The following is a 12,859-nucleotide window of genomic DNA, read 5'->3' on the forward strand; positions in this document are numbered from 1 at the left end:
GAATACCGCCTGTCGGGGCGGTCAAGATGTAGCACAGCCCTTGCCCACCGGGCATGCCCGACCTTGAAAAGTCCGGAATGCCCTAGGGTGTTTCACTGACCCACGGGCAATAACACCCCACCGCCAAGGTATTGGTTGCACTGACCGGACGATCCTCGCTCAGTGCCTGCAAAATCGGTTCGATGAAGCTGTTGCTGGAGTTGCAGGTCAGGCCTTCGCTGTAGGGGCCGAAGTAGGCGAGTTTGCCGCTGCGGTCCCAGATCGCCACGGCCGGGCTGGCGGGGATCTGGGTGGAGCCGGGGAGGACTTCGAGGGTTTTCAGGCCGCTGAGGGTGCTGGGTAACTGGCCGTGGCTGCCGGGTTTTTGCACGGCGAAAAATTGCACGCCCTGGGGGCCGTAGTGTTCGAGCAGTTCGGCGAGGTGTTGCTGGTTGCCGACGTTGCACGGGCAGGACGGGTCCCAGAAGTGCACGACGCGGATCGAGCCGGGGCCGGCGAGGTGCTCGGGCAGGCGCAGCGGATCGCCGGAAAAGACCGCGGTGTGCTCGCTGAAGGCACGCAGGTAGCGTCCCTGGAACCAGTCGTAGGCCGCCCACAACACGCCGGCGCAGATCAGCGCGATCAGGGTGGCAAGCAAGGTCGTGCGGGTGTGCGAGCGCATGTGAAAGCATCCTTGGCGGTCGCGTAGCTTGCCATGCTTGGCGCGACAGAAGAATATCGCAGGCCCATAAAGTCTGTTTCGCGCGCTGCGCCTGCTCTGGAATCCCCTCATGGCTGTGACCTTCAATGCCGATCAACTGCGCGCCAGCCTGCAACCCCTGGCGTGCGCGCAGCCGTTGTCGGACGAGGCGCGGGCCTATCAGCGCTTTTATGGCCTGGATTTCGCGCAACGCACGCTGCGCCGTGGCCTGGGGCGGTTCGAGGTCGATGGCTATGAGGTGGTCAGCCAGCTCTGGTGGCCCGAGAGGGCGAAGGCGACGCTGTTTCTGTTCCATGGCTTCTACGATCACACCGGGCTGTATCGGCATGTCATCGAATGGGCGCTGGATCAGGGTTTCGCAGTGATTGCCTGCGATTTGCCGGGGCACGGCCTGTCCAGTGGCGAGCGTGCGAGCATCCGCGATTTCGCCGAGTACCAGGACACCCTGCAAGGCCTGTTCGCCGAAGCGCGCTCAATCGACCTGCCGCAGCCCTGGCACCTGTGCGGGCAGAGTACCGGCGGGGCGATCGTCATCGACCACGTGCTCAACCAGGGCGCCGACAGCCCGGCGCAGGGCCAGGTGCTGCTGTTATCACCGCTGGTGCGGCCGCGTGCCTGGGGTTGGTCGCGCTTGAGCTATTACCTGCTGCGGCCCTTCGTCAAAGGCATTGCCCGGCGCTTCAGCGAGAACTCCAACGACCCGGCGTTCCTGCCGTTCCTGCAGGCCGATCCGCTGCAACCGCAGCGCCTGCCGACCGCCTGGGTCGGGGCGTTGGCGCGTTGGATCAAGCGCATCGAAGCGGCGCCGGCGAGCCCGCGGCGGCCGTTGATCATTCAGGGGATGGCCGACATGACCGTGGATTGGCAACACAATCTGCAGGTGCTGGCGGCCAAGTTCGACCGGCCACAGGTGCTGAAATTGCCGGAGGCGCGGCATCATCTGGCGAATGAAACGGCGGCGTTGCGGGAGGAGTATTTCGGGTTTTTGAGTCGGCGTATTAAAGGCCGGAATCTGTAGGAGCGAGCCTGCTCGCGATAGCGATTCAGCAGGCTACCCAAATCACGGCGCCAGACTCGACGCACTTTGCCCCACCGCCAGCCCCGCCCGAATCGCCGCCAGTGCCGCCTGGTAGTAAGCCTTGCCGTCGGTGGATTCAGCGAAGTTGGCAAACTCTTCCAGCTCGGCATCCGACAGGTCGCGATAGACGTACAGCAGGGTGTTGTTGAGGTCGCTGCCGATCTGCTCCATCAGGCGCTGGCGCTGGCCGTTGAGCATGCCCTGAGCCTGGCCGCCGCCGAGCAGGCCGGGGATCATCTGGCTCAGGCTGTCCGCCGCCACGCCGGCAATCGCCAGGCTGACTTCGGCGCCGGCCTCGCGGGCTGGCAGCGCCTGGGCCAGGTGGCCGACGATCAACTGGCGGGTGTCGCTGGCTTCGATTTTCGGCAGGCCCTTGGCGTTCTTCGCCAACTGGTCGCGGCGGGTCGCCAGCAACTCCGCGGCGATGATCTTGCGCCCCAGCGCCGACTGGAAAAATGCCAGTGCCGGCTTGGGGTCGGCGAGGTTCTTGCGCAGTTGTGCCTGCGCACGCTGATCCACAGCCTGCGGCGCAAAGCGCTGGTTGCTGTTGTTGACCAACGCCTGGAACACCGCTGGCGGCAGGCTGCTCTGGTAGCGTTGTTGGGCGGCGGTGAGGGCGTCGTTGAAGTGCGCGCGCTGGTCCGGCCAGCCTGCGACCTTGTACAACTGGTCGTAGCCGTCTGCCCAGGAGGGGAAAGTGCAGAGCATCAACAGTGAAAAAAGCAAACGGCGCATAAGGACTCCTGTCGGCAGTCGACTATTCTCCGGGGCCAGACACAGGTTGTCGAGAATTCGTATCAGGTTGATCTGCATATCCGACGATCCTCCGCTATCCGGCACTGTCGGATTTGTCGGCGCAGGAATACTATGCGCGCCATGCTCATACCCTCTGATCACCCGCTGCTGCTGCGTATCGTTGACGACCTCGCCACCCAAGGCTGGTCGCAGCAGAATCTGTTCCTGCCTCTGTCTTTGACCGGAGAGCTGGCGGCCGAATGCCGTAAACGTGCGGCCGAGGGAGAACTGGCGCCGGCGGCGGTGGGTCGTGGCCCCGCTTCGGAGGTTCGCGAGGGTATTCGCGGCGATCATATTCAATGGCTGGAACCCGGCCAGGCCGATGCCTGCGACCGCTATCTGGGGTTGATGGACAGCTTGCGCGAGGCCCTCAATCGCGGCTTGTTCCTCGGTCTCGAAGACTTCGAAAGCCACTTCGCCCTGTACCCGCCAGGCGCGTTCTACCGCCGCCATGTCGACCGCTTTCGCGACGACGACCGGCGCATGGTGTCGGCGGTGATCTACCTCAACGACGGCTGGTTGCCGGAGCAGGGCGGTCAACTGCGCATGTACCTGGAAGACGACGCGCCACACGATGTCGACCCTGTGGGCGGCTGCCTGGTGGTGTTTCTCTCCGGCCAGGTGCCCCATGAGGTGTTGCCGGCGACCCGCGAACGCCTGTCCTTGACCGGCTGGTTTCGCCGCCGCGGCAACGAGCCGTTCTGATGCAGAAAATTCTGGTCAGCCGCTGCCTGCTGGGCCATCGCGTGCGTTATGACGGCGGCGCCAGTGGGCCGTTCGATCAACTGCAGCAGTGGATCGTTGAAGGTCGAGTGGTGCCGTTGTGTCCGGAAGTGGCCGGCGGCTTGCCGACTCCGCGGGCGGCGGCGGAGATTCCGGGTGGGCAAGGTGCCGAGGTGCTCGATGGCAGTGCCCGGGTCATCACCACCGAGGGTGACGATGTCAGTGCCGAGTTCCTGTCGGGGGCGCGGCAAGCCCTGGCGCTGGTGCAGCAACATGGCATCCGCATCGCCGTGCTCAAGGCCAACAGCCCTTCATGCGGCAATCTGCTGACTTATGACGGCACCTTCAGCGGGGTCAAGGTCAGCGGTGAGGGCGTCACTGCCGCCTTGCTGGGCCGTCACGGAGTCCGGGTGTTCAACGAATCGCAATTGGCCGAAGCGGCCAGCGCCCTGGCGGCGCTGGACTGAGGGCAGGCCCGATCAGGACTTCGGTGGCTGGGTCGCATCCATGCCAAACCACTTCTCGGACAGGGCCATCAGGCGCCCGTCTTTCTTGATTCGCTCCAACGCCCCGGCGAGTGTCGCCTGGAACGCCGGGTTGCCTTTCTGGAACGGAATCACCAGGCTCAGCGTCGGGCCGATCTTCGCGCCTTCCTTCACTGGCAAACGACTGTCGCGGATCGCGTAGGGAATCAGCAGGCGATCGCTGATGGCCGCGTCCAATTGTTTGTCCGCCACTTCCTTGAGCGGCTGTTGCGCATCCGGGTAACTGCGCAGGTCGACACCTTCGACGCTGCGAGCCTGATCGACAAACTGACTGCCCTGGGCCACGCCCAGCACCTTGCCATTGAGCGCCGGCAACGAGCCCAGCGGACGTTGTTCTTCCTGGCGCACGATCAATTGTGCGCTTGAATAACTATAAGGTTCGCTGACGTCGAAACGATCCTTGAGTTCCGGGGTCAGTGCTATGTGGTTGATGGCGATGTCGTAGCGGCCGCTCTCGACACCGGGCAGCAGGTCGGTGGAGTCGGTCACCACGAAGTCGGCGCGCACATCCAGCTCGCTGGCCAAAAGATGGCCCAACTCGACTTCAAAGCCGGTGAGTTTGCCATCGTCCTTGAAGTTGAAGGGCGGGGTATTGGCTTCCAGGGCGATGCGCAATTCACCGCGATCGTTGACGTCGTCAATCAGTTCAGCGTGAGCAAAAGGACTCAGAAGGGGCAGCAACAGCATCAGGCCAGGCAAAAAGCGCATGGTCTCTCCTTGATTCGTTATGTGCGACGCGCTGCTTCGGCGCGCTTTGCTATGGTGTTGAGGTCCTTCGACAACAAATTGCTACGAAGTTGTCACATACATGAAGATTAAGCATAAAACTGGAGAAAAGAATGAAAACCTTTATGTCACGTGCTGTTTTTGCAGGGATGCTGCTCGGTGCTTCGATGCTGGCCAATGCCGCGACGCCTGCTCCTAAAGGTGCGGAGGTCTCTATCGTTTCGCCGGCAGATGGCGGCACCGTGCCCACGACCTTCCAGATCAAGTTTGCTGTTAAAGATGTATCCCTGGCCAAGGCAGGTGATCCTACGCCCAACTCCGGTCACCACCACGTACTGATTGATACCGCCCCGATTGCCGCTGGCCAAGTGATCCCGTCAGATGCCAATCACGTGCATTTTGGCAAAGCGCAAACCCAAGGCGATCTGACCCTGACCCCTGGCAAGCACACCCTGCAACTGGAACTGGGCGACAAGAATCACCAGGCGTTCGACCCGCCTATCCTTTCGGAAAAGATCACCGTCACGGTCAAGTAAAACGTCCAGGCGAAAAAAAGGGAGCTCCGCGGAGCTCCCTTTTTATTGACGCTTGAGCGTTAGAACAACACGCGGCAACGAATGGTGCCGTTGATGTGCTGCAGCTTCTCTTGCGCCAGGTCCGAGTACTCGGCGTCGACGTCGATCACGACGTAGCCGACTTTCTCGTTGGTCTGCAGGAACTGACCGGAAATGTTGATGCCGTTTTCGGCGAAGACCTTGTTGATCTCGCTCATCACACCCGGGATGTTCTCGTGGATGTGCAGCAGGCGGTGCTTGCCAGGGTGAGCCGGCAGGGCCACTTCCGGGAAGTTCACGGACGATACCGAAGTACCGTTGTCGCTGTACTTCACCAGCTTCTCAGCGACTTCCAGGCCGATGTTGGCTTGCGCTTCAGCGGTGGAACCACCGATGTGCGGTGTCAGGATCACGTTGTCCAGGCCACGCAGCGGGCTCTCGAACTCTTCGTCGTTGGAGCGTGGCTCGACCGGGAACACGTCGATGGCAGCGCCGATCAGGTGCTTGTCCTTGATCGCGGCGGCCAGGTGGTCCAGCTCAACCACGGTGCCACGCGCGGCGTTGATCAGGATCCCGCCTTTCTTGATGGCGCGGATTTCCTTCTCGCCGATCATCCACTGGGTCGCAGCGGTTTCCGGTACGTGCAGGGTGACGATGTCGGACATGCCCAGCAGTTCGTGCAGGTTGCCGACCTGGGTGGCGTTACCCAGTGGCAGCTTGGTCACGGTGTCGTAGAAGTACACCTGCATCCCTAAGCCTTCTGCCAGGACCGACAGTTGAGTGCCGATCGAGCCGTAACCGACGATACCCAGCTTCTTGCCACGGATTTCGAAGGAGTTGGCCGCGCTCTTGATCCAGCCGCCACGGTGGCAGGAAGCGTTTTTCTCGGGGATGCCACGCAGCAGCAGGATCGCTTCGGCCAGCACCAGCTCGGCAACGGAGCGGGTGTTGGAGTACGGCGCGTTGAACACGGCAATACCGCGCTCGCGGGCGGCGTTGAGGTCCACCTGGTTGGTGCCGATGCAGAAACAGCCGACAGCCACCAGCTTCTTCGCGTGATCGAAGATCTCTTCGGTCAGTTGAGTACGGGAGCGAATGCCGATGAAGTGCGCATCAGCGATCTTTTCCTTGAGCTGGGCTTCCGGCAGAGAACCTGTGAGGTACTCGATGCTGGTGTAGCCCGCCGCCTTGAGGACGTCGACAGCCGATTGGTGGACGCCTTCGAGAAGAAGGAACTTGATCTTGCTCTTATCGAGAGAAGTCTTGCTCATCTGCGTAAACCTGTATCCCGGAGAAAAATGGCAGGAGATGGTCAACAGATGCTGACCCGGACGGCAACTAAACCGTCACCGCAGAACAGCCGTTGGGCACTATGCTGCGGGGTCGGTATGCTAGCATATGCGCCCCGCTAAACACTCATTCCTGCGACGTGAAGCGTTCTCAGGATGACCATGAATTGTTCGAGAGTTCTGTCGATGACCAATCCTGCCCTGATTGATGAGCTGAAGACCCTGGTTGAGCCTGGCAAGGTGCTGACCGATGCCGACTCCCTGAATGCTTACGGTAAGGATTGGACCAAGCATTTCGCCCCGGCGCCGACCGCCATCGTGTTCCCCAAGACTACCGAGCAGGTCCAGGCCATCGTGCTGTGGGCCAACAAACACAAAGTGGCGCTGGTGCCGTCCGGTGGTCGTACCGGGTTGTCTGCGGCTGCGGTGGCGGCCAATGGCGAAGTGGTGGTGTCGTTCGACTACATGAACCAGGTTCTCGACGTGAACCTGACCGACCGCACCGCCATCTGCCAGCCAGGCGTGGTCACCAAGCAATTGCAGAACGTCGCCGAAGAAAAGGGCCTGTACTACCCGGTGGACTTCGCTTCGTCGGGTTCCAGCCAGATTGGCGGCAATATCGGCACCAATGCCGGCGGGATCAAGGTGATTCGCTACGGCATGACCCGCAACTGGGTGGCCGGCATGAAAGTCGTCACCGGCAAGGGTGACGTGCTGGAACTGAACCGCGACCTGATCAAGAACGCCACTGGCTACGACATGCGCCAGCTGTTCATCGGCGCTGAAGGCACCCTGGGTTTCGTGGTCGAAGCGACCATGCGCCTGGATCGTGCGCCGAAAAACCTCACCGCGATGGTCCTCGGCACCGCCGATTTCGATTCGATCATGCCGGTGCTGCACGCCTTCCAGAGCAAGCTGGACCTGACCGCCTTCGAGTTTTTCTCCGACAAGGCCCTGGCCAAGGTCCTCGATCGCGGCGACGTGCCGGCACCGTTCGAATCCGACTGCCCGTTCTACGCGCTGCTGGAATTCGAAGCGACCACCGAAGAAGTGGCCAACCACGCCCTGGAAACCTTCGAGCACTGCGTGGAGCAGGGCTGGGTGCTGGACGGTGTGATGAGCCAGAGCGAAACCCAGCTGCACAACCTGTGGAAACTGCGCGAGTACATCTCCGAGACCATTTCCCACTGGACCCCGTACAAGAACGACATTTCGGTGACCGTGTCGAAAGTCCCGGCGTTCCTCAAGGAAATCGACGCGATCGTCGGCGAACACTACCCGGATTTCGAAATCGTCTGGTTCGGTCACATCGGCGACGGCAACCTGCACCTGAACATTCTCAAGCCGGAAAACCTCAGCAAGGACGAGTTCTTTGCCAAGTGCGCGACCGTGAACAAGTGGGTGTTCGAAACCGTCGAGAAGTACAACGGTTCGATTTCTGCCGAACACGGCGTCGGTATGACCAAGCGCGATTACCTGACCTACAGCCGCTCCCCGGTTGAAATCGAGTACATGAAAGCCGTAAAAGCAGTCTTCGACCCGAACGGCATCATGAACCCGGGCAAGATCTTCGCCGTTTGAACAAACCTTGAGGCAGGAGGCGGTAATGAGCTATCAGCACCAGTATGTCGACGGTACCCGCATTCATTTCCCGCTCGGGAAAGTGGTGTGCATCGGGCGTAACTACGCCGAACACGCCAAGGAACTGGATAACCCGGTGCCGACCGAGCCGCTGCTGTTCATCAAGCCGGGCAGTTGCGTGGTACCGCTGGAAGGCGGTTTCGCGATTCCCACCGAGCGTGGTTCGGTGCATTACGAGGCGGAAATCGCGGTGCTGATCGGCAAGCCCTTGTCGACCAAGCCGAGCGTCGAGGAAGTGCTGGACGCGATCTCCGGTTTCGCCCCGGCCCTGGACCTGACCCTGCGCGACAAGCAAGCCGAGCTGAAATCCAAGGGCCTGCCGTGGGAAATCGCCAAGTCTTTCGACGGAGCGGCGGTGATCGCGCCGTTCGTGGTCGGCAGTACCTTTGCCGACCTGACCGACATTGGCATCCGCCTGACCATCAACGGTGAAGTGCGCCAGGACGGCAACAGCAGCGCCATGCTCAACCCGATCGTGCCGATGATCCAGCACATGGCCGGTTGCTTCTCGCTGCAGGCCGGCGACGTGATCCTCACCGGCACCCCGGTGGGCGTCGGTCCGCTGAACGTGGGTGATGAGCTGGTGCTGGAACTGCCGGGTGCCAGTCGTTTTACCAGCAGCGTTCGCTAAGACCTGAACGGAACCCTCGTAGGAGCTGGCTCGCCAGCGAAAAAATGCCAACGATGACGCGTCTATCCTGAAAAAACGCGGTGTCCTGGCGTTCTTCGCTGGCAAGCCAGCTCCTACAGAGGCCGGGTGTTGTCCCATAAAGTTGTAGGCAATGGCCTACGGCTATTAAGCTTGAATTCATCCAGGCGTGATATTTCATCCGCCCGTTTCGTTTTCGAGCCCGCCTGAATGCGTCGACTTGCCCGTCCCAAACCGCTTGCCCTGATCCTGTTGGTCGCCGTCGTGCTGGTGCTGGGCGTGGCGGCGCAGTATTACCGTCTGTACGAGCGCGCCTGGTTCAACCTGCAAAACTGGCTGCACCCGCTTTCCGAGCAATCGATGGCGCTCAATGATTATCAGGTGGCGCTCGAGGCCAAGGTGATTGACGGCCTGGACGACGACGTCTCGGCGCTGACCTTCGATCCGGTGCGCAACAGCCTGTTCACCGTGACCAACCAGAATTCCGAGCTGATCGAAATGTCCCTCGATGGACGCATCCTGCGGCGGATTGCGCTGATCGGTTTTGGCGACCCCGAAGCCGTGGAGTTCATCAGTGCTGACACTTATGTGATCAGCGACGAGCGTCAGCAGCGTTTGATCAAGATTCACCTGGAGGAGGGCACCACCTTCCTCGATGCCGCCGATGCCGAGCAGATGACCCTGGGCATGCACATGACCCGCAACAAGGGCTTCGAGGGGCTGGCCTACGACTCCAAGGGCAAGCGACTGTTCGTCGCCAAGGAGCGCGACCCGATGCTGATCTACGAAGTGCAGGGCTTTCCCCATTACAACCCGGAAAAATCCTACGCCGTGCACGTGATCAACAACCCCAAGCGGGATGCCGGATTGTTTGTTCGCGATCTGTCGAGCCTGCAATACGACGAGCGCAGCGGCCATTTGCTGGCGCTGTCGGATGAGTCGTTCCTGGTGCTGGAACTGGATATCGACGGTCGACCGCTAAGCACAATGTCGTTGCGTAAAGGTCAACATGGCCTGCAGAAGACCGTGCCGCAAGCAGAAGGGATCGCCATGGATGACGAGGGGATGCTGTACCTGGTGAGCGAGCCGAACCTGTTTTACGTCTTCAAGAAGCCGGCTCAGCCCTGACCAACACCGCAAAACCATTGTAGGAGCCAGCTTGCTGGCGAAGGCGGCCTTTCAGTCAATACATAGGCTGAATGATCCACCGCCTTCGCCGGCAAGCCGGCTCCTACAGGTATTTCATTGGTCCACAGGGATATGAATTACTTCGCCGTCAGGCTCTTCACACCTTCGCTGGTCCCCAGCAACAGCAGGTCCGCCGGGCGGGCAGCGAACAGGCCATTGGTGACTACGCCGACGATGGCGTTGATCTGCTTCTCCAGCTCCACCGGGTTGGTGATCTGCATGTTGAACACATCGAGGATGATGTTGCCGTTGTCGGTCAACACGCCTTCGCGGTACACCGGGTCGCCGCCCAGCTTGACCAGCTCGCGGGCCACGTGGCTGCGGGCCATCGGGATTACTTCGACCGGCAGCGGGAAAGTGCCCAGTACTGGCACCAACTTGCTGGCATCGGCAATGCAGATGAAGGTCTTGGCCACGGCGGCGACGATCTTCTCGCGGGTCAGGGCTGCGCCGCCGCCCTTGATCAGGTTCAGGTGCTCGTCGCTTTCATCGGCGCCGTCGACGTAGAACTCCAGGTCGCTGACGGTGTTCAGTTCATACACCGGAATGCCGTGGCCCTTGAGACGTGCGGCGGTGGCTTCGGAACTGGCGACCGCGCCGTCGAAGGCGCCCTTGTGCTGGGCCAGGGCGTCGATGAAGCAGTTGGCGGTGGAGCCGGTGCCGACCCCGACGATGCTCTTGTCGTCGAGTTTGGGAAGGATGAAATCGACGGCGGCCTGTGCCACTGCCTGTTTGAGTTGATCCTGGGTCATGCGGGCTCCGAAGTGCCGAAGTGGGGTTTGAAAGGCCGGCATTATAGGCCCCGCTGCAGGCAAGGTCATTGCCCGATTGGCGGGTGCGACAGTGTGTCTGGGCCAGCCCGGCTTTATCCCGGGGCTTGAAACCACCGGTTTGGTGTGGTCGCCCGGGCAAAAGCCGGGTTAGACTCGTTGGTCCTGCCCAACCCGCTCAGTGATGCCTTCCGATGCTTGAACAGTACGTCAAAAAGATCCTCACCTCGCGCGTTTATGACGTTGCCGTAGAAACCCCTTTGCAGACTGCTCGCCAGCTCTCCGAGCGGCTGGGCAATCAGATTTGGCTCAAGCGCGAAGACTTGCAGCCGGTGTACTCGTTCAAGATTCGCGGGGCTTACAACAAGCTCACCCAACTGAGCGACGAAGAGCGCGCCCGTGGCGTGGTCACGGCCTCGGCGGGCAACCACGCCCAGGGCCTGGCGCTGGCCGCCAAGGTGCTGGGGGTCAAGGCCACTATCGTGATGCCCAAGACCACTCCGGAAATCAAGGTCGAAGGCGTACGCTCGCGTGGCGGCAAAGTGGTGCTGCACGGGGATTCTTTCCCGGAAGCCCTGGCCTATTCGCTGAAGCTGGTTGACGAAAAGGGCTACGTTTACATTCACCCCTACGATGATCCGCACACCATCGCCGGGCAGGGCACGGTGGCGATGGAGATTCTCCGTCAGCACCCTGGCCCGCTGGATGCGATCTTCGTGCCGGTCGGCGGTGGCGGCCTGATCGCCGGGATCGCGGCTTACGTGAAGTACTTGCGCCCGGAAATCAAAATCATCGGCGTCGAGCCGGACGACTCCAACTGCCTGCAAGCGGCCATGGCCGCCGGCGAGCGCGTGGTGCTGCCGACCGTGGGCATCTTCGCCGATGGCGTGGCGGTGGCGCAGATCGGCCAGCACACCTTCGACATCTGCAAGGATTACGTCGACGAAGTCATCACCGTCAGCACCGACGAAATCTGCGCCGCGATCAAGGACATCTACGACGACACCCGCTCGATCACCGAACCGGCTGGCGCCCTGGGCGTGGCCGGGATCAAGAAGTACGTCGAACAGCGCGGCGTCACCGGGCAGACCCTGGTGGCCATCGACTCTGGGGCCAACGTCAATTTTGACCGCCTGCGCCACGTCGCCGAGCGCGCCGAACTGGGTGAGGGCCGTGAAGCGATCATCGCCGTGACCATCCCCGAGAAGCCGGGCAGCTTCAAGGCGTTCTGCGAGGCCATCGGCAAGCGCCAGATCACTGAATTCAACTATCGCTACAGCACTGGCAGCGAAGCGCACATCTTCGTCGGTGTGCAGACCCATCCGGAAAACGACCCGCGCAGTGGGCTGATCGCCAGCCTGACCGAGCAGGGCTTTCCGGTGCTCGACCTGACCGACAACGAACTGGCCAAGCTGCACATTCGCCATATGGTTGGCGGACGTGCGGCCCAGGTGGTCGATGAAGTGGTGTTGCGCTTTGAGTTCCCCGAGCGTCCGGGCGCCCTGTTCAACTTCCTGCACAAGCTCGGCGGACGCTGGAATATCTCGATGTTCCACTACCGCAACCACGGTGCCGCTGATGGCCGTGTGGTCGCGGGCCTGCAGGTACCTCACGACGAGCGTCATCTGGTGCCGGCGGCGCTGGAGCAGATCGGTTATCCGTACTGGGACGAAAGCGACAACCCGGCCTATCAGCTGTTTCTCGGCTGAACGGCTACGCTGATGGGCAGGAAATAAGGAAATCAGACAATGGAAACGTTAACCGCCCTGAAAATGGCGCACATGGTTGCCACCGTGGTCTTGCTGGTCGGCGCGTTGGGGCTGGGCATCTGGGTGTTTCTGGCGCGGCGCAACGGTGACGCGACGGCGCCTGCGCGGACCTTGCAACGGCCGCGGGTATTTGTCTGGCTGCTGATGGGCCTGGCGCTGCTGAGCATGCCGTTCACCGGCTGGTGGATGGTGCATCTGGTGGGCTGGCCGCTGGGGCAAACCTGGCTGCTGGCCTCCAGCGTGTTGTACACGGTGGCGGCGTTGGCCTGGTTCTGGTTGCTGGTGCGCTTGAATCGGTTGCGCAAGGCGCCGGGCAGTGTCGGCAGGTTCAGCTTTGCCTTGGCGCTGGTCAGCTTTGTCTGCTTTATCGCGATTGCCGGGTTGATGGGGGCCAAGCCGGTTTGAACCGCGCTGACCCCATTCGCGGGCAAG

General features: G+C 61.5%; 14 protein-coding genes. 9 read left to right on the forward strand and 5 right to left on the reverse strand.

Annotated features, from left to right (window positions below; genetic code table 11):
- Nucleotides 1-82 precede the first annotated feature (82 nt).
- Nucleotides 83-661, reverse strand: a complete 579-nt coding sequence (locus ACZYR5_RS06075) for a DUF6436 domain-containing protein (protein WP_489088739.1) — start codon at nucleotides 659-661, stop codon at nucleotides 83-85.
- A gap of 109 nt (nucleotides 662-770) precedes the next feature.
- Here ACZYR5_RS06075 and bipL point away from each other — a divergent pair, with 109 nt between their 5' ends.
- Nucleotides 771-1,718, forward strand: a complete 948-nt coding sequence (gene bipL, locus ACZYR5_RS06080) for a phospholipase BipL (RefSeq protein ID WP_489088738.1) — start codon at nucleotides 771-773, stop codon at nucleotides 1,716-1,718.
- A gap of 42 nt (nucleotides 1,719-1,760) precedes the next feature.
- On the opposite strand, the gene ACZYR5_RS06085 is transcribed toward bipL, so the two are convergent.
- Complete coding sequence (locus ACZYR5_RS06085; protein WP_489088737.1) at nucleotides 1,761-2,513, reverse strand: hypothetical protein; 753 nt, start codon at nucleotides 2,511-2,513, stop codon at nucleotides 1,761-1,763.
- A 132-nt stretch (nucleotides 2,514-2,645) separates the two neighbouring features.
- On the opposite strand from ACZYR5_RS06085, the gene ACZYR5_RS06090 reads away from it, so the two are divergent.
- Both ACZYR5_RS06090 and ACZYR5_RS06095 read left to right on the forward strand, forming a co-directional pair.
- Nucleotides 2,646-3,278 (forward strand): 2OG-Fe(II) oxygenase, encoded by a 633-nt coding sequence (locus tag ACZYR5_RS06090; RefSeq protein WP_489088736.1) that lies wholly within the window; start codon nucleotides 2,646-2,648, stop codon nucleotides 3,276-3,278.
- The gene (locus tag ACZYR5_RS06095; protein ID WP_489088735.1) at nucleotides 3,278-3,763 is read left to right on the forward strand and encodes a 2-thiouracil desulfurase family protein; all 486 of its coding nucleotides are present in this window, start codon (nucleotides 3,278-3,280) and stop codon (nucleotides 3,761-3,763) included. Before ACZYR5_RS06090 ends, ACZYR5_RS06095 begins: the two co-directional genes overlap by 1 nt.
- A 12-nt stretch (nucleotides 3,764-3,775) precedes the next feature.
- On the opposite strand, the gene ACZYR5_RS06100 is transcribed toward ACZYR5_RS06095, so the two are convergent.
- The gene (locus tag ACZYR5_RS06100) at nucleotides 3,776-4,549 is read right to left on the reverse strand and encodes a transporter substrate-binding domain-containing protein (RefSeq protein WP_489088734.1); all 774 of its coding nucleotides are present in this window, start codon (nucleotides 4,547-4,549) and stop codon (nucleotides 3,776-3,778) included.
- 131 nt (nucleotides 4,550-4,680) lie between these two features.
- On the opposite strand from ACZYR5_RS06100, the gene ACZYR5_RS06105 reads away from it, so the two are divergent.
- Nucleotides 4,681-5,103, forward strand: coding sequence for a DUF4399 domain-containing protein (locus ACZYR5_RS06105; RefSeq protein ID WP_489088733.1), 423 nt, complete (start codon nucleotides 4,681-4,683; stop codon nucleotides 5,101-5,103).
- Between the two features lie 59 nt (nucleotides 5,104-5,162).
- Here ACZYR5_RS06105 and serA read toward each other — a convergent pair whose 3' ends face one another.
- Nucleotides 5,163-6,392, reverse strand: a complete 1,230-nt coding sequence (gene serA, locus ACZYR5_RS06110; protein ID WP_027616945.1) for a phosphoglycerate dehydrogenase — start codon at nucleotides 6,390-6,392, stop codon at nucleotides 5,163-5,165.
- A 204-nt stretch (nucleotides 6,393-6,596) separates the two neighbouring features.
- On the opposite strand from serA, the gene ACZYR5_RS06115 reads away from it, so the two are divergent.
- The 3 genes from ACZYR5_RS06115 (at nucleotide 6,597) to ACZYR5_RS06125 (ending at nucleotide 9,828) form a co-directional block, all read left to right on the forward strand.
- Nucleotides 6,597-7,991 carry an FAD-binding oxidoreductase gene (locus ACZYR5_RS06115; RefSeq protein WP_027616946.1) on the forward strand — a complete coding sequence of 465 codons (1,395 nt, stop codon included), beginning with the start codon at nucleotides 6,597-6,599 and terminating at the stop codon, nucleotides 7,989-7,991.
- A gap of 25 nt (nucleotides 7,992-8,016) precedes the next feature.
- On the forward strand, nucleotides 8,017-8,682 hold the full coding sequence (locus tag ACZYR5_RS06120; protein ID WP_027616947.1) for a fumarylacetoacetate hydrolase family protein: 666 nt from the start codon (nucleotides 8,017-8,019) through the stop codon (nucleotides 8,680-8,682).
- A gap of 228 nt (nucleotides 8,683-8,910) precedes the next feature.
- Nucleotides 8,911-9,828 (forward strand): SdiA-regulated domain-containing protein, encoded by a 918-nt coding sequence (locus ACZYR5_RS06125; protein ID WP_489088732.1) that lies wholly within the window; start codon nucleotides 8,911-8,913, stop codon nucleotides 9,826-9,828.
- A 137-nt stretch (nucleotides 9,829-9,965) separates the two neighbouring features.
- Here the strand turns inward: ACZYR5_RS06125 and rpiA are convergent, their stop codons facing one another.
- A complete protein-coding gene (rpiA, locus tag ACZYR5_RS06130; RefSeq protein ID WP_027616949.1) occupies nucleotides 9,966-10,640 on the reverse strand; it encodes a ribose-5-phosphate isomerase RpiA in 675 nt (224 codons plus the stop codon).
- A gap of 212 nt (nucleotides 10,641-10,852) precedes the next feature.
- Here rpiA and ilvA point away from each other — a divergent pair, with 212 nt between their 5' ends.
- On the forward strand, nucleotides 10,853-12,367 hold the full coding sequence (gene ilvA / locus ACZYR5_RS06135; RefSeq protein WP_489088731.1) for a threonine ammonia-lyase, biosynthetic: 1,515 nt from the start codon (nucleotides 10,853-10,855) through the stop codon (nucleotides 12,365-12,367).
- Between the two features lie 39 nt (nucleotides 12,368-12,406).
- Nucleotides 12,407-12,832 carry a DUF2269 domain-containing protein gene (locus ACZYR5_RS06140; RefSeq protein ID WP_489088730.1) on the forward strand — a complete coding sequence of 142 codons (426 nt, stop codon included), beginning with the start codon at nucleotides 12,407-12,409 and terminating at the stop codon, nucleotides 12,830-12,832.
- The last annotated feature ends 27 nt before the right edge of the window (nucleotides 12,833-12,859 follow it).

It is taken from the genome of Pseudomonas sp. F007, assembly GCF_057814275.1.

Coding starts and splice junctions, on each gene's coding strand:
- ACZYR5_RS06075 (WP_489088739.1), bottom strand. CDS start 661: ATGCGCTCGCACACCCGCACGACCTTGCTTGCCACCCTGATCGCGCTG.
- bipL (WP_489088738.1), top strand. CDS start 771: ATGGCTGTGACCTTCAATGCCGATCAACTGCGCGCCAGCCTGCAACCC.
- ACZYR5_RS06085 (WP_489088737.1), bottom strand. CDS start 2,513: ATGCGCCGTTTGCTTTTTTCACTGTTGATGCTCTGCACTTTCCCCTCC.
- ACZYR5_RS06090 (WP_489088736.1), top strand. CDS start 2,646: ATGCGCGCCATGCTCATACCCTCTGATCACCCGCTGCTGCTGCGTATC.
- ACZYR5_RS06095 (WP_489088735.1), top strand. CDS start 3,278: ATGCAGAAAATTCTGGTCAGCCGCTGCCTGCTGGGCCATCGCGTGCGT.
- ACZYR5_RS06100 (WP_489088734.1), bottom strand. CDS start 4,549: ATGCGCTTTTTGCCTGGCCTGATGCTGTTGCTGCCCCTTCTGAGTCCT.
- ACZYR5_RS06105 (WP_489088733.1), top strand. CDS start 4,681: ATGAAAACCTTTATGTCACGTGCTGTTTTTGCAGGGATGCTGCTCGGT.
- serA (WP_027616945.1), bottom strand. CDS start 6,392: ATGAGCAAGACTTCTCTCGATAAGAGCAAGATCAAGTTCCTTCTTCTC.
- ACZYR5_RS06115 (WP_027616946.1), top strand. CDS start 6,597: ATGACCAATCCTGCCCTGATTGATGAGCTGAAGACCCTGGTTGAGCCT.
- ACZYR5_RS06120 (WP_027616947.1), top strand. CDS start 8,017: ATGAGCTATCAGCACCAGTATGTCGACGGTACCCGCATTCATTTCCCG.
- ACZYR5_RS06125 (WP_489088732.1), top strand. CDS start 8,911: ATGCGTCGACTTGCCCGTCCCAAACCGCTTGCCCTGATCCTGTTGGTC.
- rpiA (WP_027616949.1), bottom strand. CDS start 10,640: ATGACCCAGGATCAACTCAAACAGGCAGTGGCACAGGCCGCCGTCGAT.
- ilvA (WP_489088731.1), top strand. CDS start 10,853: ATGCTTGAACAGTACGTCAAAAAGATCCTCACCTCGCGCGTTTATGAC.
- ACZYR5_RS06140 (WP_489088730.1), top strand. CDS start 12,407: ATGGAAACGTTAACCGCCCTGAAAATGGCGCACATGGTTGCCACCGTG.